Raw genomic sequence first — 22,464 nt, 5'->3', positions numbered from 1 at the left:
ACCGTGCCCCACCGCCCGCCCACGGTGCCCGATCGCGCCGTGCATGGCTGGGATACCCCGTACCTGGCCGGAATCGGGCGTGATGGCAGTCGATGCACGCTGTCACACTGTGCCGGAACCAGCGCTGCCCCCGCCGACCTGCGTCGACGGGGGCAGCGGCACCGAATGCCTACTTGCGGCCGGTGAACTGGTCCATCGAGTGGTAGACGCCCACCGCGTTGAGGTAGAAGTCGCGCACCTTCAGCGGCAGCAGACCCGAGATCGCGCGGTTCATCCGCGAGGTCCACGGCAGCACCACCAGGGCGCCGCCCTTCTTCATCTCGGTCCAGGAGGTCTCCACGACCTCCTGCTGCTCGAGGATCGGCGTGAACAGGAAGCCCTTGGCGCCGTCGAACATGCCGGTGTTGATGTAGGTCGGACAGACCGTGGTCACCTTGACGTGCTCGTGGCCCGCCTGCTCGAGCTCCAGGCGCACCGAGTCCGACCAGCCCAGCGCCGCCCACTTCGAGGCCGCGTAGACCGCCATGCGCGGGTTGGCCACCAGACCGGCCGAGGACGCGATGTTGAGGATGCGCGCCTCCCCGGCACCGGCGACCATGCCGGGCAGGAACTCCAGCGCGATGTACATCGGCGCCAGCGAGTTGATCGCCATGGTCTTGTCGATGTCGGCGCGGTTCTCGGTTTCCCAGAAGTAGGTGTTGCCGCGCACGATTCCGGCGTTGTTCACCAGGATGTCGATGCCGCCGACCTCCTTGCGCACCGATTCGGCGTTCTCGCGGATGGAGTCCTGCGAGGACACGTCGACCACGTACGGGTGCACCTTGCCGCCCAGGGCGGTGAGCTGGGCGGCGGTCTCGCGCAGGGCGATCTCGTTGACGTCCCACAGCACCACCGCGTCGGCGCCCTCGCGCACCGCGTGCTCGGCGAACAGCTTGCCCAGGCCCATGGCGGCGCCGGTGACCAGCACGCGCTTGCCCGCGACCGTTTCCAACTTCATCTGGCTACCTATCCCCTGCTCGTTTCTCGCTGCTACTTCTGGCGCAGCGTCTTCATGACGCCGAAGACCAGCGTCATCGTCTTGGCCCACAGCTGCTCGGACATGCCGGGCAGCGGCGCGATCGGCAGCACGCGCTGCACCGCGACGGTCTGGGTGTCGATGTACTTCAGCAGCCCCTCGGGACCGTGGCGACGGCCCTGGCCCGAGATGCCCAAGCCACCCGAGGGCGCGTCCACGCTGCCCCAGGCGGCGGAGAAGCCCTCGTTGACATTGACCGAGCCCGCGTTGATCTGGGCGGCGACGCGCTTGCCGCGCTCGACGTCCTTGCTCCACACGCTGGCGTTGAGGCCGTAGGCGGTGTCGTTGGCGGCCTCGACGGCGGCCTCGTCGGAGTCGACCTTGTACACCGACACGACCGGGCCGAAGGTCTCCTCGCGGTAGACGGTCATGCCCGGCTGCACGTCGGCCAGCACGGTGGGCTCGTAGAAGTACGGGCCCAGGTCCGGGCGGGCGCGGCCACCGGCGAGCACCTTGGCGCCCTTGGCGACGGCGTCCTCGACGTGCGCGGAGACGGTGTCGAGCTGGCGCTGGAAGGTCAGCGAGCCCATGTCGCGGCTGTAGTCGAGTTCGCCACCCAGCGACATGTTCTTGACATTGCCGACGAACTCGGCGACGAACTGGTCGTAGACCGAGGCGTCGACGTAGATGCGTTCCATCGACTCGCACAGCTGACCGGCCGAGGAGTAGCAGGCCCGCACGGCCAGCTTGGCCGCCTTGGACACGTCGGCGTCGGCGAGCACCAGCAGCGGGTTCTTGCCGCCGAGCTCGAGCGAGTAGCCGATCAGGCGCTCACCGGCCTGCTGGGCGATGGTGCGGCCGGTGGCCGAGGAACCGGTGTAGTCGACGTAGTCGGCGCGGGCGATCACCTCGCCGCCGATCTCGCGACCGCGACCCAGCACCGCCTGCCACACGCCCCGCGGGAGTCCGGCGCGCTCGGCGGCGTCGATGGCCCACAGCGCCGAGAGCGCGGTCTGGTTGTCCGGGCGGGCGATGACCGCGTTGCCCGCGATGAGGGCGGGCAGGGCGTCGGAGGCCGACAGCGCCAACGGGTAGTTCCACGGCGAGATGACCGCGACGACACCCTTGGGCCGGTTGTGCACCTCGACCGAGGTGAGCACCGGCAGCACACCGCGCGGCTTGCGCCCGGCGAGCAGTTTCGGGGCGACGGCGGCGTAGTAGCGCGAGTTCAGCGCGACGTCGGCGATCTCGTCGAAGGCGTGCGGCCGGGACTTGCCGGTCTCGGTCTGCACGATGTCGAGGATGGTGTCCTGCTCGGCCAGCACGATGTCGTGGAAGCGGCGCACGATCTCCACGCGCTCCTTGACCGGCACCTTGGCCCAGTCGCGCTGCGCGTGCCGGGCCACGGCGAAGGCGCGCTCGATGTCGGCGACCGAGGACTGCGGCAGGTCGCCGATCTTGTGTCCGGTGGCCGGGGCGAAGACCGCCACCGAGGGCGCGCCACCGGCCACACCGCGATCGAACAGGGGCTTGACCAGCGTGGTCGGCAAGGCGGTGGGTTCGGCGGTCAGCTCGGGGGCTGTCGTCATTGTCGGCCCTTCTCCTCATCAGATGGGGTGCGCGGAGCGGTCGCGCTCGTTCGGCTATTTGCTGAACACTAGTGTTAGATTAATAGTCGGGCCCGGTCCCGTGTCAAGCTTTCCGTCGAGGTCCGACAGCTGTGAGGGAGGTGCGATGACCGCAGATCCGAGCACGGTGCGTCGTGGACGGCCGCCGCAGACCGAGGAGCAGGCCGAGGAGGTCCGCGCCAGGATCATCGAGGCGACGGCGGCGGTGTTCACCCGCAACGGCTCGCGCGGGCTGAGCGTCGCCCAGATCATCGAGCAGGCGGGTCTGGCCCGGCCGACCTTCTACCGGTACTTCGGCAATGCCTCCGAGCCGCTGCGCGCGGTGCTCGACGTCTCCAACGACGGCCTGGTCGGCGGCATCAGGGCGGCCCTGACCGGGACCGACGAGCCGGTCCAGCTGGGTATCCGGCTGATCGACGCCTACGTCGACTGGGCGCGCGGGCACGGGCCGATGCTGCGCCCGCTGTTCGCCGAGCTGCACGATCCGGGCTCGCCGGTGTCGGCCTATCGCGAGCGCGCCCTCGACGACATCCGCGATCTGGTGCGCAAGACCTTCAGCGATCTCGGCCGTCCCGCGCCCAGCCCCCTGGACCTCGACGCCGCCCTGCACGTGTGCGAGTACATCGTCTACCGGCTCACCGTGGGCACCGAGCCCGGCAGCGATCCCGATCCCGCGCTGGCCTCCGAGGCCAGGGTCACCATGATCCGGCTGCTGCTGGTCACCCTGGGCACCCGCGACGACCTCGCCTACGCGATGGAACTGCCCGGACTGTTCCCGAATCTCTGAGCCCGGGTCCACACAGAATCTCCACAACTGACCACGCAGCTCTCCACAGCCGCTCGCTAGGGTCTCAGCCATGGAACTCAGTGGGGGCACGACAGGGCAGGCGGCGCGCCGCATCCTGGTCGTGGACGACGAGGTGACGATCGCCGAATCGGTGGCGGCGCGCTTACGCGCCGAGGGTTTCGCCGTGGATCTCGCGCACGACGGACCGGGTGCGGTGGCCGCGGCCGCCGCGGGGGAACCCGATCTCGTGGTGCTGGATGTGATGCTGCCCGGCTTCGACGGGCTCGAGGTGTGCCGCCGGATCCAGGCCGAGCGGCCGGTGCCCGTGCTCATGCTCACCGCGCGCACCGACGAGACCGATCAGCTCGTCGGCCTGGGCGTCGGCGCCGACGACTATCTGACCAAACCGTTCTCCATGCGGGTGCTGGCCGCCCGGGTGCACGCGCTGCTGCGCCGGGTGGACCGGGCCGCCGAGCGCGACGACACCAGCATCGTCGTCGGCGATCTGCGCATCGACCTCGATCAGCGCCGGGTCTGGCGGGGCGAGACCGAGGCCCGGCTCACGCCGCTGGAATTCGATCTGCTGGCCCGGCTGGCGCAGCGGCCACGGGCCGTCCTGGCGCGCGAACGGCTGCTTGAGGACATCTGGGACTGGTCCGACGCGGCGGGCACCCGCGCGGTCGACAGTCATGTGAAGGCGTTGCGTCGCAAGCTCGGCGCCGATCTCATCCGCACCGTGCACGGTGTCGGCTACGCGTTGGACGCGCGATGACCGCGCTGCTGGACCGGGTCGCCGACCGGCTGCCCCGGCCGCTGGACCGGTTGCGCTCGATCAAGTTGAAACTCGCGATCCTGATGGTGTGTTCGGGCGCGGTGGCGTTCGCCTACTTCTGGTACCGGATCCGCTGGCTGCCCACCTTCACCACGCTCACCGCCATGGCCATCGCGCTGGTCACCTCCCAGTTCCTGGCCCACGGCATCACCCGTCCACTGCGCGAGATGACCGCGGCCGCGCGACGGATGGCCCACGGCGACTACAGCTTCCGAGTGCGCGCGACCTCGCGCGACGAGGTGGGTCAGCTGGCCACGGCGTTCAACCAGATGGCCGCCGATCTGGCCGCGGCCGACCGGCAGCGCCGCGACCTCATCGCCAATGTGTCCCACGAACTGCGCACGCCGGTCACGGCGCTGCACGCCGTGCTGGAGAACCTCGTCGACGGGGTGAGCGAACCCGATCCGGCGACGCTGCGGACCGCGCTGGCCCAGACCGAGCGGCTCGGGCTGCTGGTCTCCGAGTTGCTCGACCTGTCCAGTATCGAGGCGGGCGCCTTCACCCTCGATCGCGAGATCCTGCCGCTGGCACCGCTGCTGGCCGAGGTGATCGCCGAGGCCGAGGTGATGACGGCGGCGCTGGGACGCGGGGTGCGTTTCACCACCTCCATCCAGCCCGAGTATGCCACCGTGCACGCCGACCGCGCCCGGCTGCACCAGGTGCTGTTCAATCTGCTCGACAACGCGGCCCGGCACGGTCCGGCCGGTGGCGAGGTGCGCGTGACGGCGTCCACGCGGCCCGGCGCGACCGTGCTCGAGATCCAGGACGACGGCCCCGGCATCCCGGAATCCGACCGCGCCACCGTCTTCGACCGTTTCACCCGTGGCGGCCGCACCGACGGCGGCGGCACCGGCCTCGGCCTGGCCATCGCCCGCTGGGTGGTCGACCTGCACGGCGGCACCATCGCCGTCGCCGACCCCGGCTCCCGCATCCGCGTCGTCCTACCCACCACCTGACCCATTTCCCGATCGCGCTCCCTGACCACCCGGTCCAGGGCCGATCCAGCACATCCACCGGAGGGGACCATGACCGAAAAACCCACACCCGACCAGACCGACCGACCATCGCCGACCCCGGCGTCATCGACTCCGCCGGGCGACCCGACCGCCGCCGCCGACTCGGCGGGCCAAGCCACCGCGGTGCTCGACTCGCCGTCGTCGGCCGCGACCGACTGGTCCGAGGCGGCGGCCGTGCGCAGCAGCGGTGTCGCCCAATTGCGTGCGGCCCAAGGGCGGTCCGGTACGACCATGTCGCCGATGCCACCTCCACCGCCGCCGATGCCGATCCCGCGCGTTCCTCGGCGCTGGCATCGCGTGGCGCGTCCGGCGGGTGTCCTCCCCGCCGCGGCCTTCGCGGGGATCGTCGGTGCCTCCGTCCTCCCGATCGACCGCCCCGGCATCGGCTGGCTCCTCACCGGTACCGCCGTCACCGGCGCGCTGTGCGCGGTCGACTACCGAGCCAGGAGCCGCGTCGCTGTCGACGGTGGGCAATCAGTGGCGACGGCACCCGCCTCGCATCCGGCAGAGTCACCGAAAACTGCGGCACCGCAGGTGAACTCTGACAGCGCAGGTGCGGCCGCCGAAGTTTCCGCCGCGAAGACCCCTGGCGCACAACCGAACTCGACGGTGGCATCCGGTGAAGGCCAAGCCGCCGCGACCACCCTCGCGATAAAGGAAGCTCGCCGGGCGTCCGAGCCCGCCGAGGCTACCGGCCCACTAGCGGCAGAGACGCCCGGCGCACCAGCCGCAGTCGTGAGCGACGCCCCAGCCGCAGACGTAACCGGCACACCAGCCGCGGAGGCAGCCGATACATCAGCGGCAGAGGCGTCCGGCGCGCCAGCGGCAGTCGTGACCGGCGCACCCGCGACCGACGTAGCAGGGTCATCGGTCGCTGAGGCGACCACCGCACTGGCAGCAGCGGCGACTGACACTCCGGCGGCACAGGCGGCGAACGAACCCGCGGCGAACGTGACCGACGGACCAGCCGTGCAGGCGCCCGGCACACCGAAGGCGGCCGCTTCCGGCGGCGCCATCCCGGCTTCGGTCTCCGCTGACACTCCCGTTCCGACGAAGGCTGAGGTCGAGACCACCGGGACGAATCCGGTCCCGGGCAATGGCAGTGACCCGGCCGTCACCGGGCGTGTGATCACCCCGCGTGTCGCGGCACCACCGGTACTCCCTGGAACCGTGGGGCCGCAGCAGAACCCGCAGCCGCGGCCAGGGTGGCGTGATCGGAGCTGGTGGGCCGCGGCGGCGTTGGCGTTGTTGGGGGTCGGGGCTGTGCGGGCGGCCGGGTGGTTGTTCGTGTTGTGTGTGTTGGGCGCGGTGGTGGCGGGGTCGCTGGCCGTGGTCGGGCGGCGCAGTGCGCGCGGGGTGGTGCACGACATGATCGCGGTGCCGTTGTCGGTGTTCGGGGCGGTGCCGTGGGCGTTCTCGGGGGTGACATCAGCGCCGCGGCCCGCCAGCGCGAACTGGCGGCGCTACGGGGTCTCGGTGGCGGCGACGGTGGCGCTGCTGGTGGTGTTCGTGCCGCTGCTCGGTGGCGCCGACGCGACCTTCGCGGGGTTGCTGAGCGGGCTGGTGCCCCGGATCGACGGCGCGTCGGCGTGGGAGTGGGTCCTGCTGTTCGCGGCGGTCGGCGCGGGGGCGCTGGGCGCGCTGTATCTGCTGGCGGGTCCGCCCGTGGCGGCGACGGCGGCGGCCCGGCCGCGCCGGTTGTGGTCGCGCGCGGAATGGGTGCTGCCGGTGGGTGCGCTGGTGGTGTTGTTCGCCGCGTTCGTCGGCGCGCAGTTCGTCGCGCTGTTCGGTGGCGACGACTACGTGCAGCGGACCGCGGGGCTGACCTACGCCCAGTACGCGCGCAGCGGGTTCTGGCAGTTGTCGGCGGTGAGCGTCCTGACGCTGGGCGTGATCTTCGCGGTGCTGCACTGGTCGGCGCAGGAGTCCGCGGCCGACCGGCGGTGGCTGCGGGTACTGCTGAGCGCGCTCAGCGTGCTGACCCTGGTCATCGTCGGTTCGGCGCTGGGCCGGATGTGGACCTATCAGCAGGCCTACGGGTTCACCGTGCTGCGGCTGCTGGTGCAGCTGTGCGAGCTGTGGGTGGGTCTGGTCTATGTGCTCGTGCTGGTGGCGATCGCGCGGCTGCGCTGGAGTTGGGTCTCGCGCGCGGCGATCGGCACCGCGCTGGGCACGCTCATCGCGCTGGCGCTGCTGAACCCGGAACGCTTTGTCGCCGAACGCAATATCGCCCGCTGGCAGGACGGGGAACGGCTCGACACGGTCTATCTGCGTCAGCTGTCGCCGGATGTGCTGCCCGCGCTGCGTGATCTGCCCGCGCCGCTGCGCGCTGAGATCGAGCCAAGGATCCTCGCCGATCTCGACGACGATCCGTGGTGGGCGTGGAATCTCTCGCGCGGTGCGGCGCGGTGATCAGCCGGTGCTCCGGGACAGTCCGCTGGCCCGGAGCACCCGCCGCCCGATCGCGGCGCGGATGGAGTCCTCGGTGCCGATCACCCGCACGTGGCCGCGGGCACGGGTGATGGCGGTGTAGAGCAGTTCCCTGGTGAGCAGCGTGGATTCGGGTTCGGGCAGCACGACCGAGACGGTGTCGTACTGGCTGCCCTGGCTGCGGTGGATGGTCATGGCGAACACCGTGACCACCGCCGGGAACTGGGTGGGGTGCACCAGATACGGTTCGCTACCGCGTTGCAGGGCCGCCCGCAGCGAGCCGTCGGGCCGCCGGATGATCACGCCGGTGTCGCCGTTGTAGATGCGGGCCTCGTGATCGTTGGCGGTGACCAGCAGCGGCTGACCCGGATACCAGACCGCCTGTGCCCCTTCGGGTCCCGCGCCTCCGGCGGCGGCCCAATCGGCGGCCAGGCGGTCCCAGCGTTCCACGCCGAACGGGCCCTGCCGGTGCGCGCAGAGCAGCCGGTGCGATTCCAGCGCGGTGAGCGCGCCCACCGCGTCGCCCGCTTCCGCCGCCGCCGTGACGGCCAGGGCCGCCCCGGTGACGTCGGCGCGCACCGCCGCGGTGTCGTCGGGCGCGCAGAACGACACGTCCGCGCCGCCCGCGCGCAGAATGGCCAGCGCCGCGTCGGCGTCGCCCGCGCGCACCGCCACCGCCAGCTCGGCGATGGACCCACCGAACCGCCGCCCCCTGGTCAGGCGCACGATCCCGCCCCGCAAGCGGCGCTGCTCCAGCGCGGTGAGCGATTCCGGATCACCCGACGACCCGGTCGCGTCGACGTCCGGCGAGGCACCGGACGCGCCGTCACCGGAGCCGGTCACCCCGGGGCCGAGCAGTTCGCTCAGCGCCGGGTTGGGCGTACTGCTCACCGGCCCGGCGACCAGGTCGGCCAGGACGGCGCCCGCGTCGACGGAGGCGAGTTGGTCGGGGTCGCCGACCAGGACCAGGCGGGTGTCCGGGCGCAGCGCGGAGAACAGGTGACTCATCATGGTCAGCGACACCATGGAGGTCTCGTCGACCACCACCACGTCGTAGGGCAGCCGATTGTGTTCGTGGTGACGGAATCTCGTCGTGCGGCCGCGCTGCCAACCGAGCAGCCGATGCAGGGTCGAGGCGGTGAGTTCCGGCAGTCCGAGTTCGGCGGCCTGTTCCCGGACCGCCTCCTGCAACCGCGCCGCCGCCTTGCCGGTGGGCGCGGCCAGGGCGATGCGCAGCGCGGGCAGCTTGGGTGTGGCGCGCCGATGCGCGGTGAGCAGGGCGAGAATGCGCGCGATGGTGTGGGTCTTGCCGGTGCCGGGACCACCGGCGACCACGGTGGTCCAGTGCGTGGCGGCCAGCGCCGCGGCCAGCCGCTGCCGGTCCGGCCCCACGCCGAGCGGGTCGGCGAAGAGCCGGTCCAGTTCCGCGCGGACCAGCCCGGTATCGATCACCGGATGATCGGCGCCCCGCTCGACCAGCACTCGTCGCAGGGTCTGTTCCTGCTGGTAGTAGCGGTCGAGATAGAGCAGCGCGCCGCCCTCGGCGTCGGCTTCCACGAGCCGCAGGGGGCGCAGCGGACCGGTCGCGCCGCCGGTGAGCAGGGGACTTCCGCGCAGGGCCGCCAGGACCCGGTCCTCGTCGGGCCAGGGCAGTGCGGTGAGGTCGATACCCGCCGCGGTGTCGCGGGTCTCGTCGGCGTCCACGCCGATCTCCCGCATCCGCGCCAGCTCCAGGCACACCGAGCCGGAGCGCACCGCGCGCACCGCCAGGGCCGCCGCGAACAGCACGTCCTCGCTGTCCTCGCGGCCCATCCGGCCCAGCCGCACCGCGACGTGCACGTCCGCCGCCGACAGGATTCCGGCCTCGTTGAACACCCGCAGCAGCCCCGTCCCGCGCTGCGCCACCTGGATCGAGGTCATCGGCCCTCCCCGCCCGCCAGCAACTCCGACAGCGCCACCACCAGGGACGCGGGCGGATACCAGTCGAAGACGCCGTGCCCGGGCGGGGTGGCCGCGCCGATCATGCCGCGCACGAACAGATACCGCGCGCCGCCCAGGTGCCGGGCGGGGTCGTAGCCGGGCAGCCGCCAACGCAGGTAGCGGTGCAGGGCGACGGCGTAGAGCAGCGCCTGCAGCGGGTACTGGGAGCGGATCATCTCGGCCAGCATGTGCTCGCGGCGGTAGTGCTCGACGGTGAGATCGCCGGTGCCCAGGCGGTTGGTCTTGTAGTCGACGATCAGGTAGCGGTGCTCGCCCGCGTCGTCGGGGACGCGCAGGACGGCGTCGATGCTGCCGGTGAGATAGCCGCGCAACGCGGTGTCGGGCAGGGCGGCGAGGTGGTCGGCGTAGCCGTGCAGGTCGTCGGTGGCGGGCAGGTGGGCGCGCAGCAGGGCCGCGACGGCGTGCAGGGTGGCCGAGCGGGCGCCGGGGGTGTCACCGCCGCCGAGCGGGAGCTCGAATTCCAGTTCACACAGGCGGTCCCGGGTGGCGACGGCGGCCAGCGAGCCGAAATCGGCCGGGGTGCGCAGAACTTCCAGCAGCGCGGTGGCCAGCACGTCGACATCGAGTTCGGCCATCGTGTGCTCGACCGCCGCCGCGCACCGCGCGCGCACCTCGGCGGCGAGGTCGGGGGCGGAGGTGTCGACGAGTTCGAGCACGCCGTGCACCAGGGTGCCGAATTCGGCACCGTAGGGCAGCGCGTTCATCAGCGACGGAGCTGCGGTGCTGTCGGAGACGGTGTCCAGGGGCGCGTCGGTGGGTTCGTCGTCGGGGCCCGGTCCGTCCTCCGGTTCGCTCTCGCCGACCCCGGCCAGGTCGTGCGCGCCCGCGGTGAGCGCCGAATAGGAGGTGCGGCGCCACTGCTGATCCAGGGTGCGGGTGAAGGTGGCGGCGGCCAGTTCCCCGGTCGGCGGTTCGGTGCGGACCCGACGGGGTGCGACGTCGTCGGGCCGGTCGACGGCGGTCACCGAGATGACCTCACCCGCCGGGGCCGCCCACTCGGTGAGCCGCTGGATCGCGGCGGTGTCGGCGGGGATGTCGGCGCGACGCGGCACCTGCGCCGACCCGGGCCGCCTGCCGAGGATCATCCGGTGCAGCGGCGCGGCGGCGGTGGTGACGGCGGGTGCCCACCAGGCTACGACCTGACACATGGCCCGGGTCAGCGCGACGTAGAGCAGCCGCAGTTCCTCCCCGGATTCCTCGGCCTCGCAGCGCAATTGACGTTCGCCGTAGCCGGGAGCCTCCTTGCCGCCGATGTCGAGGACGCGGGTGCCGTTCTCGTCGTGGAACAGCAGCGTCGCCGGGTACGGGTTCTTGGCGCTGTCCCACGCGAACGGCAGGTAGACGAGGGGGAATTCGAGTCCCTTGCTGGCGTGCACGGTGGCGATCTGGACGGCGGCGGCATCGCGGTCGAGCCTGCGGCTGCGTCCGCTGACACTGCCCGCCTCCGGATCGCGGACGCGGTCGGCCAGCCAGCGGGTGAGCGCGGTGAGACCGAGCCCCTCGGCGACGGCGACCTCGTCGAGCAGCTGCGCGAGGTGGCGCAGGTCGGTGAGTTCGCGCTCGCCGTTGACCACGCCCAGCAGACGCGGCGCGAGATCGGTGTCGGTGGCCAGTTTGTCGAAGACGGCCGCGAATCCGGCGCGCGCGAACAGCCGGGCGGCCTCACGCAGCTGCGTGGACACCCGGCCCACGAGATCCGCTCCCCCGGCGTCGATCTCGGCGGCGGTGAGGCCGAGGATCGGGGTGCACGCGGCGAGCCGGACCCGGTCGCCGCGATGCGGCTGTTCCAGTGCGCGCAGCACCCACAGCCAGTCGGTGGCGGCCGGGGTCGCGAACACACTCGTGCCCCCGGCCAGCACCGAGGCCACGCCGACGCGGTCCAGCGCGGCGCGCACCACGTCGATCTGGGTGCGGGTGCGGACCAGCACGGCGATGTCACCGGGGCCGATGGGCCTGCGCACCCGGCCGTCGCCGACTTCGGTGAGCGAATGATCCACGCCGCGTTCGGGTTTGGCCTCGATCATGGCGCCGGATTCGAGCAGTGCCACCAGGTCGGCGGCCAGATCGTCGGCGACCTTGGCTCGCTGTCTGCCGACCGACGGGAATCCCGAGCGGTTGCGCGGGCCCGCGCCGGTGCGCGGCAGCACGCGCAGGCGCAGCGGGGTGATCACGGCCGGGTCGCCGTGCAGGCGGGTCGCCGGACGGGTCGGGGTCACCGGGTACACGCTGATCTCCGGGTGACCGAGTTCGGCGCCGCCGCACAGGTGGTCGAGGGCGCGCAGCAGGCCCGCGTCGCTGCGCCAGTTGCGGGTGAGCTCGCTGCGGTGGCGGGCCAGGGCGACGGCGTCGAGGTAGCTGAGCACCTCCGCGCCACGGAAGGCGTAGATGGCCTGTTTGGGGTCGCCGACCAGGACCAGGGTGGCGTGTTCGTGGAAGGCCAGCCGCAGGATGTCCCATTGCAGCGGGTCGGTGTCCTGGAACTCGTCGACGAGCGCCACCCGGTACCGCTGCCGGATACGGGCCCTGGCGCGGGGGCCGTGGTCGGGATCGGCGAGGACCTCGTGCAACAGCACCAGCAGATCGTCGAAATCGCGCAGGCCCGCCCGGCGTTTGCGGCGTTCGGTCTCCGCGCGCGCGGCCGTGGCGAAGGCGACCCGCTCCCCCGCCGCGCCGTCGGTGCGCGGGGCCAGCTCGGCGTGGCGGTCGTGCACGGCGGCCAGGGCCAGGGTGCGGGCCTCGCGCAGGGTGAACGGTGCGCGGTCGCGGGCGTAGCGGGCCAGGTAGAGGTCGTCGGCGACGGTGGCGACGAGATCGTCGACCGATTCCACCAGGCGGGCGCCGGGATCGTGTTCGCCCGCCAGCCCGAGTTCGTCGAGCATCCGCTGACAGAAGGAGTGCGTGGTGGCGATGGTGCCCGCGTCGAAATCGGCCAGGGCGGTGAGCAATCGGTGCCGACGCAGGCACAGGGTCACGGGATCGGTGGCGGCCAGCGCGCGCACCAGATCGTCGGGGTGGGCGCGGGCGCTGTCCGGGTCGGCCAGCGCGGCGGCCACGCTCACGAAGCGGTCCCTGGTGCGTTCGCGCAGTTCCTGGGTGGCGGCGCGGCTGAAGGTGACCAGCAGCAGTTCGGTGATCGCGATCCCGGTCTCGGCGACGTAGCGCACGGCCAGGCCGACGATGGCGTGGGTCTTGCCGGTGCCCGCACTGGCCTCGAGCACGGTGGTGCCCTCGGGCAGCGGGCCGGTGGCGTCGAACGCGGCGGGGGCGGACAGGGTTCCGGTCATGGCTGCCCCAGGGTCTCGGCGGTCAGCAGCGGCGCCCACCAGCGGCGGGCCACCGCGCCGAAGTGGGTGCTCTCCGGTTCGCCCGGTCGCGCGGCGTCGGCGGCGAACCGGTCGAAGCGGGGTGCGCGGCCCCAGACGTAACGCAGGTAGCGGTCGGTGTGGTCACCGAATTTGTCGGGACCGTTGGGTCCGCCGTCGAAGGCGTGTTCGGCGGCGAGCAGAGCGTCGGCGATGCTGTCGCCGCGCACCCGGCGTTCGGCGTAGGCGGCGGTGGCGGCCGGGGCCACCGGCAGCGGTTCGCACAGGCCCTCGTCACGCAGCCGGACCAGATCGCGCAGGATCGCCAGCGCGGCGGGCGGTTCCGGGGCGAGGATCACCGACCGGGACACCGGCCTGCTGCGGAACTGCCCGCGCCCGGTGCTGATGGCCCGCCAGGACCGGTCCTCGGTGGCGGCCAGGGCCAGCAGCGAGACCCAGGCCGCCAGCCGATGTTTCGGGGCCAGCCGGGAGAAGGTAGTGCGCACCAGCGTCTCGCCGCGCACCTCGGGGACGGTGCCCGCCAGGGTGCGGCCGTGGCCGAGGTCGACGGCGATGTCGACCGCGCGCGGGGGCGCCTCGTAGTCGGGCAGCGCGGTGCGGACCAGGGTGTCGACCGTGCCCTCCACCTCGTCGAGCACCTTCGCGCCGAAGGCGAAGGGCGGCAGGGTGCCTCGTCGCCATTCGGCGGCGCGCAGGGCGGCCGGGTCGGCGCCGGTGAGGCGGGCGGTGAGCATGCGCTCGCCCAGATCCCATTTGGCCAGGCCGTCGAGTTCGATCGGCAGTTGGTCGGCGATGTCCTCGGATTCCTCCGGGACGCGCAGGCCGAGCCGCTGCCACAGGAACGCGCGGACCGGGTGCTCGGCGAAGGCGATCAGTTCCGTGAGTGCCACGTCGGCGGGTGGGAGCGGCGGCAGCGGCTCGGTGAGCAGCGGGGGCCGCGGTCGCGGCGGCCGGGCGGCGGCACGGGCACCGGCCAGGGCCACGGTGTCGAAACTGCGCGGGTGCTCCGGCGCGAAATTGCGGCGGTCGAACGATTGCAGCGGATGCCGCAGGTGGACCGCCGACATGGCCTCGGGGCCCACATGGGCGGCGAGCACGTCGAGCAGTTCGGCCACCGGGACCGCGGGCGGGCGCGGCGCCCCGGTGACCGGGTCGGCGCCGGTGTGCAGGATCAGCAGTTTCTCGCCGGTGGCCAGCACCGCGTCGAGCAGCAGCTGGCGATCCTCGCTGCGGGCGTCGCGTTCGCCCAGCAGCGGGCCGCGGGCGAGCAGATCGTCCCCGTCGACGGTGCCGGGGCGCGGGAACACGTCGTCGTCGAGGCCGAGCAGCACCACGACCCGGTGCGGCACCGACCGCATCGGCACCAGCGTGCAGACCGTCAGTTCGCCGGTGCGGAAGTTGGCGCGGCCGGGACCGCCCGCCAACCGCCCGGTGAGCAGCACCGCCACATCCGCCAGCCGCAGCGGGGTCGGTCCGGCGTGTTCGGTGGCGGCGACGATCTCGCGCCGCGCCTCGGCGCGGATCCAGGAGTGCGCGTCGGGCACCTCGGTGAGCAGCTCGACCGCGCGCAGCAACACCGAGGTCCACTCGGTGGCGGGGCGCGGGCCGCGCAGATCGCGCAGGCACACCGCGAGCCGGTCGACGAACTCGGCGAAACGACCGGCCAGGTCGACATCGTTGGAGTCGACGTCGTCGAGCGGCAGCGCCAGATCCAGCCAGTCGTCCCCGGATTCGTCGGCGGTGACGCCGAGCAGGATGCGGTCCACCGCCGCGTTGAGGGTGTTCTGGGCGAAGTCGGCCAGGCCGAACGCCTCGCGCTGCCGCTGCCCGACACCCCAGCGCGCGCCCGACTCGGCGGCCCATTCGCGCAGGCGCTCGATATCGTCGTCGTCGAAACCGCAACGGCGGCGCACGGTCTCGCTGGCCGCCAGGTCGAGCACCTGCGTCACAGTGACGCGTCCGTCGGCGAGGTCGAGCAGCTCGAGCACCACGGCCAGCATCGGGTTCGTCACCGCCCGGCCGCGATCGGCCAGCCGCACCCGCAACTGGTGCGCGGGATGCTCGCCCTCGCTCGGCACATCCACCGTTCCGGTGCCGCGCTGCCCGAACGCGGCCCGGACCAGCGGGGCGAACGCCTCGACATCCGGGCACATGATCAGCACATCCCGCGGTTCCAGCGCCGGATCGGCCGCGAAGGCCGCCAGCAGCAGATCCCGCAGCACCTCCACCTGCCGGGCCGGTCCGTGACAGGCGTGCACCTCGACACTGCCGTCAGCCACCGCGCCCGTCACGGGTGCCCGGTCCTCCCGCAGCGCGGTCTGGACAACGCCGAGCAGGCCAGGGGCCGGGGCGGTGCCCGCCGAGTGGACATCGCTGTCGAGCACCGGGTTCAGGCGCTGCTGGAGTTCCCGAACGTCACGGGCCAACCCCGCCAGCAGCGGGTGGGAGACCGCGGCGGCGGACTCGTCCAATGCGCGCGGCGGGGGTACGGCACAGGGCAGTGTGGCCGATGCCCTGCCCCCGGACTCGTCACTGGGCGTCACGGCCGACCGCGATGCGGTGCCGTCGAGTGTCGCGCCGCCGAACAACCCGGCCGGGTCTCTTTCGGTGTCCGCGCCGACGGCACCGCGCGGGGTCGCGGAACAGTCGGCTCCGGTGTCACCGGGTGGGCCGCCCTGGTGACGGCCCGGCCGCTCGGACAGCGCGGACCACATGGCCGGGCTGGGATGGGCGAGCCAGAGGTGGACCTCGCGGTGTTCGGCCAGCGCGGTCAGGACGGCGAGCTGGTCGGCGGGCAGGCGGGTCAGGCCGAAGACCGACAGGCGGGCGGGCAGGTCGACGGCGGCGGGTTCGGCGCGCAGCCGCGCGCAGGCATCGGTGAGCCGTTCGGCGGGGCCCGGCGCGCCGACAGCGGTGCGCAGGGCGCGCCACAGCCGCGGCTGCCAGGACAGGTCGGCGGGGACCGGGTTGCCCGCGCCGTCGGTGTCACGACCGGCGGCCCAGTCCAGCAGCAGCGACGGTCGTTGCGCGGCATAGGAGTCGAACAGGGTGGCCAGGTGCGCGGCGGTGGCATAGCGACGGCCGATCCGGTACCCGGCACCGGGCAGACCGAGATGACGGGCCAGTACCGCCGCCCACGGCTGCTCGACGACCTCGTCCAGGACCCCGAGCAGCGTCCACACCAGCCGCTGGCCTGCCCACGGATCGTCCTCCGGCGCCACCCCGCTCGCCGCCGCGAGCACTTCGGCCACCAGCGCGGCCGGGGCGGGGAAGGCGATGTTGGCGGCGATGCCGTCGCCGGTGCCGGTCACCCCGAGCACCCCGGACAGCCGCTGCGCGAGCCAGCGCTCCACGCCCTTGGCCGGAACCGCGACCACCTCCGGGGTGAACGGATCGGCGGGCGCGCTGGCCAGCACCTGCCCCAGTCCGTCGGCCAGCGCGTCGGCGCGTTCGGCGCGATGGAGGTGCAGCGGCATCCGTTGTTTATACGCCCAGCGACCGACGCGCAATCGTGCGGGCCCGGGCCACCACCGCACCGGGTCAGTGAAATACGCCACACCGCAAGGCGTTCCCGTCGTGCCTGCGCGGCGCCGCCGGACGGGCGTGGGATCGTGGCGGTTCGGGTGGGACAGTTCGGCCGCGGGCGAAAGGCTGGTTCGGTTCATGATCGCGCAGGTAATCCCCTTGGTACCCCGCGCCGGGTTCGTCGTCCGGCGGGCAGGCGACCGCTGGGAACTGATCAACTCCCGCAGCTTCGGGGCCGATCAGGTACTGCATTCCTGGCCACTGAACCGGCACGGGGAGGCCTTCGAACACTGCCACCGGCTCAACGGCTGCACCATCGCCACCCCGCACGCCGCCCATCACTGAGCCGTCCGCGCGCGGCGCAACGGGACTGTCACACATCGGATTTCGCCGCGGGTAGTGCTTTCGGGGCCCGGGTGTGCCAGGGTGGTCTCTCGTGCGTGACCGTTCCCCCGCCACCCGCGTCGTCTCCCGGGTCGCAGCTACCGCTTGTCTCCTCGCCGCCGCGGCCGTCCTGACCCCGGGCGTGCCCGTCCTGACCGGCCCCGCCCAGGCCGCGCCACCCGCGCTGACCCAGGTCGCGGGCTTCGACGCCGACCTGAGCGCGCGGATCGCCCGCGTCGACGCCTACCTCGCCGGACGCCCCGGCGTGGTCGGCTACGTGCTGCGCGACCGGCAGACCGGTGGCGTCTACGCCAACGAGCACGCCGAGAACCAGGTGTGGACCGCCTCCACCATCAAACTGGCCATCGCCGCCGACCTGCTCAACCGCGCCCGCGTCGGCGCCATCGGCCTGTCCCCCGAGGACCGCGCCAACCTGGAATCGATGCTGGCCACCTCCAACGACCAGGCCGCCGACATCCTCTGGAACAAGTACATCGGCTTCGACCGGATGGCCTACAACAACGCCTTCCGCGGCTACGGCATGGTCTCGCTGATCCCCCAGCCCACCAACTCGGCGCTGTTCCCGGACTGGTCGTTCCAGAAGTGCACCGCCGCCGACCTGGATCGGCTGATGAACACCATCCTCGACACCATGCACCCCGACGACCTGGCCTACCTGCTCGACCGGATGCGCTCGGTGGACTCCAACCAGCACTGGGGCGTGTGGGGCGCCGGTTCGCGGATGCGGCCGGGCCTGAAGAACGGCTGGTCGGCCGAGGCCGACGGCTGGGTCGTCAACTCGGTGGGCGTCGCGGGCGACGGCGAACGCTACACCCTGGCGATCATGAACTCGCTCGGCTCCGAGGGCGGGTACACCGAGGGCGCCGAGACCGACACCAAGGTCGCCGAACTCCTGCTTGCCGGTCGCTGATCGGGCCGGTCCCGTATTGTCGATCTTGCGCACGTAGTGAACGCCGCCCCAGTCTGTCGAGGAGCAGGACGATGAGCACTCAGTCTGTCGGAAATCGTCGGCACCACGTGGTGGTGATCGGATCCGGGTTCGGCGGCCTGTTCGGCACCAGGCACCTGCGCCGGGCCGACGTGGACGTCACCCTCATCTCCAAGACCTCCACGCATCTGTTCCAGCCGCTGCTCTACCAGGTGGCCACGGGCATCCTGTCCACCGGCGAGATCGCCCCGGCCACCCGGCTGGTGCTGCGCAAGCAGAAGAACGCGCAGGTGCTGCTGGGCGACGTCATCGACGTCGACCTGGCGAACAAGCAGGTCACCTCGCGGCTGCTCAACCGCGACACCGTCACCCCCTACGACAGCCTGATCGTCGCCACCGGCGCCCAGCAGTCGTACTTCGGCAACGACCAGTTCGCCACCTACGCGCCGGGCATGAAGACCATCGATGACGCGCTCGAACTCCGCGCGCGCATCCTCGGCTCGTTCGAGCAGGCCGAACTGGCCACCAGCCAGGAGGAACGCGACCGGCTGCTCACCTTCATCGTGGTGGGCGCCGGGCCGACCGGTGTGGAGTTGGCCGGGCAGATCGCCGAACTCGCCGACCGCACCCTCGACGGCACCTTCCGCACCATCGACCCCCGCGACGCGCGCGTCATCCTGCTCGAGGGCGCGGGCGCGGTACTCGGCCCGATGGGCCCCAAGCTGGGCGCCAAGGCGGCCAAGCGGCTCGAGAAGATGGGCGTGGAGATCCAGCTCAACGCCATGGTCACCGATGTCGACGCGCACGGCGTGGTGGTCAAGGACGCCGACGGCAGCACCCGCCGGATCGAGGCCACCTGCAAGGTGTGGTCGGCCGGGGTGCAGGCCAGTCCGCTGGGCAAGATGATCGCCGAGCGTTCCGACGGCACCGAGGTGGATCGGGCGGGCCGCGTCATCGTGGAGCCCGACCTCACCGTCAAGGGGCATCCGAACGTCTTCGTGGTCGGTGACCTGATGTCGGTGCCGGGCGTGCCCGGGCAGGCGCAGGGCGCCATCCAGGGCTCCACCTACGCGGCCAAGGCCATCAAGGCGAGTCTCAAAGGGGAAGCGCCCGCGGATCGCAAGCCGTTCAAGTACTTCAACAAGGGCTCGATGGCGACGATCTCGCGCTTCGACGCCGTCTGCCAGATCGGCAAGCTCGAGTTCAGCGGCTTCCTCGCCTGGCTGGCCTGGCTCGCGCTGCACCTGTACTACCTGGTCGGTTACCGCAGCCGCATCGTCACCGTGATCGGCTGGTTCGTCTCGTTCCTCGGCCGCAACCGCGGGCAGATGGCCGCCACCGAGCAGTGGGTGTTCGCGCGGCTGGCGATCGAGGAGGTCAACGCCGACCGGGCCGAGGCCAAACAATTGGCCGCCGACCTCGGTGAACCCACCGCGGGCATCGGCGGCAAGGGCCCCGGCCGCCGCGAAGTCGGCTAGCCTCCCCACCCTTCGATCACCTTTCGGCACACGACGATTCCGGGTCGCCGGTGTTTCGGACCCATCCGGGTCCGGCACCGGTCCGAATGCCGGACGTCATATGTGTGACCAATCCCCAGGATGAAAGGTGATCTATGGCGACGGGGAAACACAGGGCGCCGAGCGCGCAGCGACAACGAGTGGGTTCGGTTGTCGCGGCCGGAGCGGTCCCCCTGGTCATGGCCCTGATCGGCACGGGCACCGCGAATGCCGATCCCGCGCAGGCGGCGGTGACCCAGCCCGAGCATCCGGCCGCGCCGGAGTTCGACGCGGTGGCACCCAACGCCACCCCCTTCGTGGGACAGCAGATGCCGGAGAACACCCGCAGCTCGCTGCAGTGGTCGCGGTCCGGCCCGGAGACCGACTACCTGTCCCCGGTCGGCACTCTGCACGCGCCGACCCCGGTCGCGCCGGTGCCGCCGATCCTGCCGCCGCCCGGGCAGTTCCGTTTCGGTGACCAGCTGGTCCCGGTGCCCGACTTCGTGCCGGTCGACACCTCGATCCAGATCAACGACGCCGCCGCCAACACCGAGGCCAACCTGGCGACCTTCCTCGACTCGGTCGGGCTCGAGCGCAGCCGCTCGGATCGGATCGCCGCGGAAACGCTCGGTTCGGCGGCGCGCGGCGCGGCGGTCGGGTCCACGGTGGCGATCCCGTTCGCGATGATGGCGAGCACGGGTGGCGCGGTGGCCGGTCTGGTCGCCGGGATCCCGTTCCTGCCGATCGGGCTGGTCGCCGGTCCGATCCTGGGTGGTATGGCCGCGTACATGGCGGTGTCGGTGCCGATCACCGTGGTCGGTGCCGGTGTCGGTGCCGCGGTGGGGGCGGCGAACGGGTTCCTCGCACCGCCCCGCGCGGCCGCGCCCGACGCGGTGGACAGCGGCGCGGAGCTCGTCAGCGCCTGAACGATCGACGGCGGTGGGATATCGGGGCGTGCGTGCCCGGTATCCCACCGCGGCGACGCCCTATCGCGTGACAGGAACCGCGTCGCCGGGTGTCGTGGCGTGCAGGCGGGCGCTCGTGCGGGTGGCCAGCGAGCCGCCCGCGGCCAGCGGCAGCCGCACCGCGTCGAGTCCGCCCGCCCAGGCGGGCCGGTCGTCCGGGTAGACCAGTTCACTGTCCAGGGCTCGTGGCGCGCTGAGCCGGTCGTCGGTTCCTGTGTCCGCGCCCAGTTCCAGGCGGTGTCGCAGCAGCGGGATCTCGCCGAGATCGGCGCACAGGTCCCCGCGCCAGGCGCCGCTGTCCTCGCCGCTGCGACCCAGCTGGACCCGTTCGCGCAGCCGCACTCGCGCGTCGGGCGCCAACCGCACGGTGGTCAGCGCGTGATGCCGGGCGCCCCCGGCCATGATGGTCGGTTCCGGATCGAAGTCCAGCTCGGCGCCCGCCCCGACCTCGAAACTCCAGTGCGCCACCGATTCCGGCGTGCGGGTGCTGGGCAGGGCGATGGTGGCGGCCACCGAGCGGATCACCAGGCGCGCGCCGGGACGCACCACGATCCGGATGTCGAGGACGTCCCCGCCCAGCGGTGTGGCGGCGGTGCCGATCAGGTGCACCGTGTCGGTGCCGGTGTGCCGACCGGCCAGACCACCGACGGCGTCGATGCGCGGCAGTCTGCCCGGTTGGGCGACGATGCTCAGTTCAGTGCGCAACGCCGGTGGCCGCGTCCTGCTCGGCGGCGACCCGCAGCTGCTCGCGCACCCAGGCCAGCACCGGGGTGGCGGCCGGGTCGTCGGTCAGCGAGACCAGCGCGGTCGGGCGGCCCTCGCGCACCTTGGCGGCGTCGCGTTCCATCACGCCCAGATCGGCGCCGACCAGCGGGGCCAGGTCGGTCTTGTTCACCACCAGCAGGTCGGAGAAGGTGACGCCGGGGCCGCCCTTGCGCGGCACCTTGTCGCCACCGGCCACGTCGACGACGAAGATCTGCACGTCGATCAGGCCGGAGGAGAAGGTGGCGGTGAGGTTGTCGCCGCCGGATTCCACCAGGATCAGGTCCAGCGGCGGGTTGGCCGCGACCAGGTCGTCGATGGCGTCGAGGTTGGCGGTGATGTCGTCGCGGATGGCGGTGTGCGGGCAGCCGCCGGTCTGCACGGCGGTGATGCGCTCGTCGGGCAGCACCGCGTGTCGACGCAGGAAGTCGGCGTCCTCGGTGGTGTAGATGTCGTTGGTCAGCACCGCGAGCGACAGTTCGTCGCGCAGCTGACGGCACAGCGCGGCGACCAGCGCGGTCTTGCCGGAGCCGACCGGGCCGCCGATGCCGATGCGCAGCGCCTCACCGGCGGCGCGGTCGCGTTTGGGCCGGTCGTGGCTGTGCTGGTGCGGTTCGCCGTCGATCAGATGGGGCGGCATGGGTGGGTCTCCGTTCTGGATGGGTGGTTACGAGGCGAACAGGGGCATGTCGCGCAGCAGATGACGTTCGGCCAACGCGTCCTGCAAGGGATCCGACAGCGCGGCCAGCCCGTCGACGGCCTCGTCGGCGATCCGGTCGCACAGGGGCGCCAGCCGCATCGTGCCCGCCGCCACGGCCGCCGGATCGAGGGCGAGCAGGCGTTGCGCGGCGGTCGCGGCGCCGGTCAGGGTCGTGTAGACGACCACGCCCGCCAGCTCGCGTGGCGCGGCACCGCAGGCGGCACCCACCATGCCGAACACCGTCGACAGGTGCGGCCGCACCCGCGCGGGCAGCCAATCCTGGTGCGGCCACAGCTGTTTCGCCAGCCGCAGCAGCCCGCGTCCCTGGGCCCGCGAGGCCGTGCGGGCCGCGGGTGACGGGGTGCGGGCGTCGGCTTCGAGTTCGGCGCGTTCGGGGGCGAGTATGCCCGCGCAGACCGCGGCGGCGAGCGAGGCGGTCACCAGACCGGTCGTGGCGATCCGACGTCGTAGATACACCTCGACGCTCGCGGCGTCGCGCAGCACACCCGACGCCACCGCCTCCTCGACGCCGCCGGAATGCACGTGTCCGCCGATGGGCAGGCGTGAATCGGCCAGGGCGAGCAATGTCGCCAGGCCCGCCGCACCCTCGTTTCGCATTCGTCGATCCTAGGCACCCGGACCGGCCCCGCG

At 72.3% G+C, this 22,464-nt stretch carries 16 protein-coding genes; 8 read left to right on the top strand and 8 right to left on the bottom strand.

Annotated elements, in window-relative coordinates; genetic code table 11:
• Positions 1–169 precede the first annotated feature (169 nt).
• Complete coding sequence (locus QC180_RS20820) at positions 170–997, bottom strand: SDR family NAD(P)-dependent oxidoreductase (RefSeq protein ID WP_278264451.1); 828 nt, start codon at positions 995–997, stop codon at positions 170–172.
• A gap of 32 nt (positions 998–1,029) precedes the next feature.
• The gene (locus QC180_RS20815; protein WP_278264450.1) at positions 1,030–2,604 is read right to left on the bottom strand and encodes a succinic semialdehyde dehydrogenase; all 1,575 of its coding nucleotides are present in this window, start codon (positions 2,602–2,604) and stop codon (positions 1,030–1,032) included.
• Positions 2,605–2,749: 145 nt separating this feature from the next.
• Here QC180_RS20815 and QC180_RS20810 point away from each other — a divergent pair, with 145 nt between their 5' ends.
• The 4 genes from QC180_RS20810 (at position 2,750) to QC180_RS30255 (ending at position 7,690) form a co-directional block, all read left to right on the top strand.
• Positions 2,750–3,430: a TetR/AcrR family transcriptional regulator gene (locus tag QC180_RS20810; protein ID WP_278264449.1), complete on the top strand. Its 681-nt coding sequence runs from the start codon at positions 2,750–2,752 to the stop codon at positions 3,428–3,430.
• A 70-nt stretch (positions 3,431–3,500) separates the two neighbouring features.
• Positions 3,501–4,202 (top strand): response regulator transcription factor, encoded by a 702-nt coding sequence (locus QC180_RS20805; RefSeq protein ID WP_278264448.1) that lies wholly within the window; start codon positions 3,501–3,503, stop codon positions 4,200–4,202.
• Positions 4,199–5,218: a HAMP domain-containing sensor histidine kinase gene (locus QC180_RS20800; RefSeq protein WP_474646501.1), complete on the top strand. Its 1,020-nt coding sequence runs from the start codon at positions 4,199–4,201 to the stop codon at positions 5,216–5,218. The genes QC180_RS20805 and QC180_RS20800 overlap by 4 nt, the downstream gene beginning before the upstream one ends.
• 69 nt (positions 5,219–5,287) lie before the next feature.
• On the top strand, positions 5,288–7,690 hold the full coding sequence (locus QC180_RS30255; RefSeq protein ID WP_347567340.1) for a DUF4153 domain-containing protein: 2,403 nt from the start codon (positions 5,288–5,290) through the stop codon (positions 7,688–7,690).
• Here QC180_RS30255 and recD read toward each other — a convergent pair whose 3' ends face one another.
• The 3 genes from recD to recC are packed head-to-tail and all read right to left on the bottom strand — an operon-like array spanning position 7,691 to position 16,508.
• Positions 7,691–9,628 carry an exodeoxyribonuclease V subunit alpha gene (recD, locus tag QC180_RS20790; protein WP_278264446.1) on the bottom strand — a complete coding sequence of 646 codons (1,938 nt, stop codon included), beginning with the start codon at positions 9,626–9,628 and terminating at the stop codon, positions 7,691–7,693. It lies immediately after the preceding gene.
• Entirely contained in the window at positions 9,625–12,993 is a 3,369-nt protein-coding gene (locus QC180_RS20785) for a UvrD-helicase domain-containing protein (RefSeq protein WP_278264445.1), read from the bottom strand. The genes recD and QC180_RS20785 overlap by 4 nt, the downstream gene beginning before the upstream one ends.
• Entirely contained in the window at positions 12,990–16,508 is a 3,519-nt protein-coding gene (gene recC, locus QC180_RS20780; protein WP_278264444.1) for an exodeoxyribonuclease V subunit gamma, read from the bottom strand. Before recC ends, QC180_RS20785 begins: the two co-directional genes overlap by 4 nt.
• Before the next feature lie 187 nt (positions 16,509–16,695).
• On the opposite strand from recC, the gene QC180_RS20775 reads away from it, so the two are divergent.
• From QC180_RS20775 to QC180_RS20760, 4 genes are all read left to right on the top strand, one after another.
• Complete coding sequence (locus QC180_RS20775; protein WP_278264443.1) at positions 16,696–16,902, top strand: hypothetical protein; 207 nt, start codon at positions 16,696–16,698, stop codon at positions 16,900–16,902.
• 91 nt (positions 16,903–16,993) lie between these two features.
• Complete coding sequence (locus QC180_RS20770; RefSeq protein ID WP_278264442.1) at positions 16,994–17,872, top strand: serine hydrolase; 879 nt, start codon at positions 16,994–16,996, stop codon at positions 17,870–17,872.
• Positions 17,873–17,943: 71 nt separating this feature from the next.
• Entirely contained in the window at positions 17,944–19,368 is a 1,425-nt protein-coding gene (locus tag QC180_RS20765) for an NAD(P)/FAD-dependent oxidoreductase (protein WP_278264441.1), read from the top strand.
• A gap of 179 nt (positions 19,369–19,547) precedes the next feature.
• Entirely contained in the window at positions 19,548–20,312 is a 765-nt protein-coding gene (locus QC180_RS20760; protein WP_278264440.1) for a hypothetical protein, read from the top strand.
• 60 nt (positions 20,313–20,372) lie between these two features.
• On the opposite strand, the gene QC180_RS20755 is transcribed toward QC180_RS20760, so the two are convergent.
• The 3 genes from QC180_RS20755 to QC180_RS20745 are packed head-to-tail and all read right to left on the bottom strand — an operon-like array spanning position 20,373 to position 22,431.
• Positions 20,373–21,056: an urease accessory protein UreD gene (locus QC180_RS20755; protein ID WP_278264439.1), complete on the bottom strand. Its 684-nt coding sequence runs from the start codon at positions 21,054–21,056 to the stop codon at positions 20,373–20,375.
• Complete coding sequence (gene ureG / locus QC180_RS20750; RefSeq protein ID WP_278264438.1) at positions 21,046–21,753, bottom strand: urease accessory protein UreG; 708 nt, start codon at positions 21,751–21,753, stop codon at positions 21,046–21,048. Before ureG ends, QC180_RS20755 begins: the two co-directional genes overlap by 11 nt.
• Before the next feature lie 27 nt (positions 21,754–21,780).
• Positions 21,781–22,431 (bottom strand): urease accessory protein UreF, encoded by a 651-nt coding sequence (locus QC180_RS20745; protein ID WP_278264437.1) that lies wholly within the window; start codon positions 22,429–22,431, stop codon positions 21,781–21,783.
• Between the last annotated feature and the right edge of the window lie 33 nt (positions 22,432–22,464).

This window comes from Nocardia anocheti (assembly GCF_029675105.1).
Taxonomy (GTDB): domain Bacteria; phylum Actinomycetota; class Actinomycetes; order Mycobacteriales; family Mycobacteriaceae; genus Nocardia.
This window is presented reverse-complemented; position numbering and strand designations above follow the sequence as displayed.

What these genes read in the sequence shown, in the direction of transcription:
- QC180_RS20820 (WP_278264451.1), bottom strand. Translation starts at nt 997, where the DNA reads ATGAAGTTGGAAACGGTCGCGGGCAAGCGCGTGCTGGTCACCGGCGCC.
- QC180_RS20815 (WP_278264450.1), bottom strand. Translation starts at nt 2,604, where the DNA reads ATGACGACAGCCCCCGAGCTGACCGCCGAACCCACCGCCTTGCCGACC.
- QC180_RS20810 (WP_278264449.1), top strand. Translation starts at nt 2,750, where the DNA reads ATGACCGCAGATCCGAGCACGGTGCGTCGTGGACGGCCGCCGCAGACC.
- QC180_RS20805 (WP_278264448.1), top strand. Translation starts at nt 3,501, where the DNA reads ATGGAACTCAGTGGGGGCACGACAGGGCAGGCGGCGCGCCGCATCCTG.
- QC180_RS20800 (WP_474646501.1), top strand. Translation starts at nt 4,199, where the DNA reads ATGACCGCGCTGCTGGACCGGGTCGCCGACCGGCTGCCCCGGCCGCTG.
- QC180_RS30255 (WP_347567340.1), top strand. Translation starts at nt 5,288, where the DNA reads ATGACCGAAAAACCCACACCCGACCAGACCGACCGACCATCGCCGACC.
- recD (WP_278264446.1), bottom strand. Translation starts at nt 9,628, where the DNA reads ATGACCTCGATCCAGGTGGCGCAGCGCGGGACGGGGCTGCTGCGGGTG.
- QC180_RS20785 (WP_278264445.1), bottom strand. Translation starts at nt 12,993, where the DNA reads ATGACCGGAACCCTGTCCGCCCCCGCCGCGTTCGACGCCACCGGCCCG.
- recC (WP_278264444.1), bottom strand. Translation starts at nt 16,508, where the DNA reads ATGCCGCTGCACCTCCATCGCGCCGAACGCGCCGACGCGCTGGCCGAC.
- QC180_RS20775 (WP_278264443.1), top strand. Translation starts at nt 16,696, where the DNA reads ATGATCGCGCAGGTAATCCCCTTGGTACCCCGCGCCGGGTTCGTCGTC.
- QC180_RS20765 (WP_278264441.1), top strand. Translation starts at nt 17,944, where the DNA reads ATGAGCACTCAGTCTGTCGGAAATCGTCGGCACCACGTGGTGGTGATC.
- ureG (WP_278264438.1), bottom strand. Translation starts at nt 21,753, where the DNA reads ATGCCGCCCCATCTGATCGACGGCGAACCGCACCAGCACAGCCACGAC.
- QC180_RS20745 (WP_278264437.1), bottom strand. Translation starts at nt 22,431, where the DNA reads ATGCGAAACGAGGGTGCGGCGGGCCTGGCGACATTGCTCGCCCTGGCC.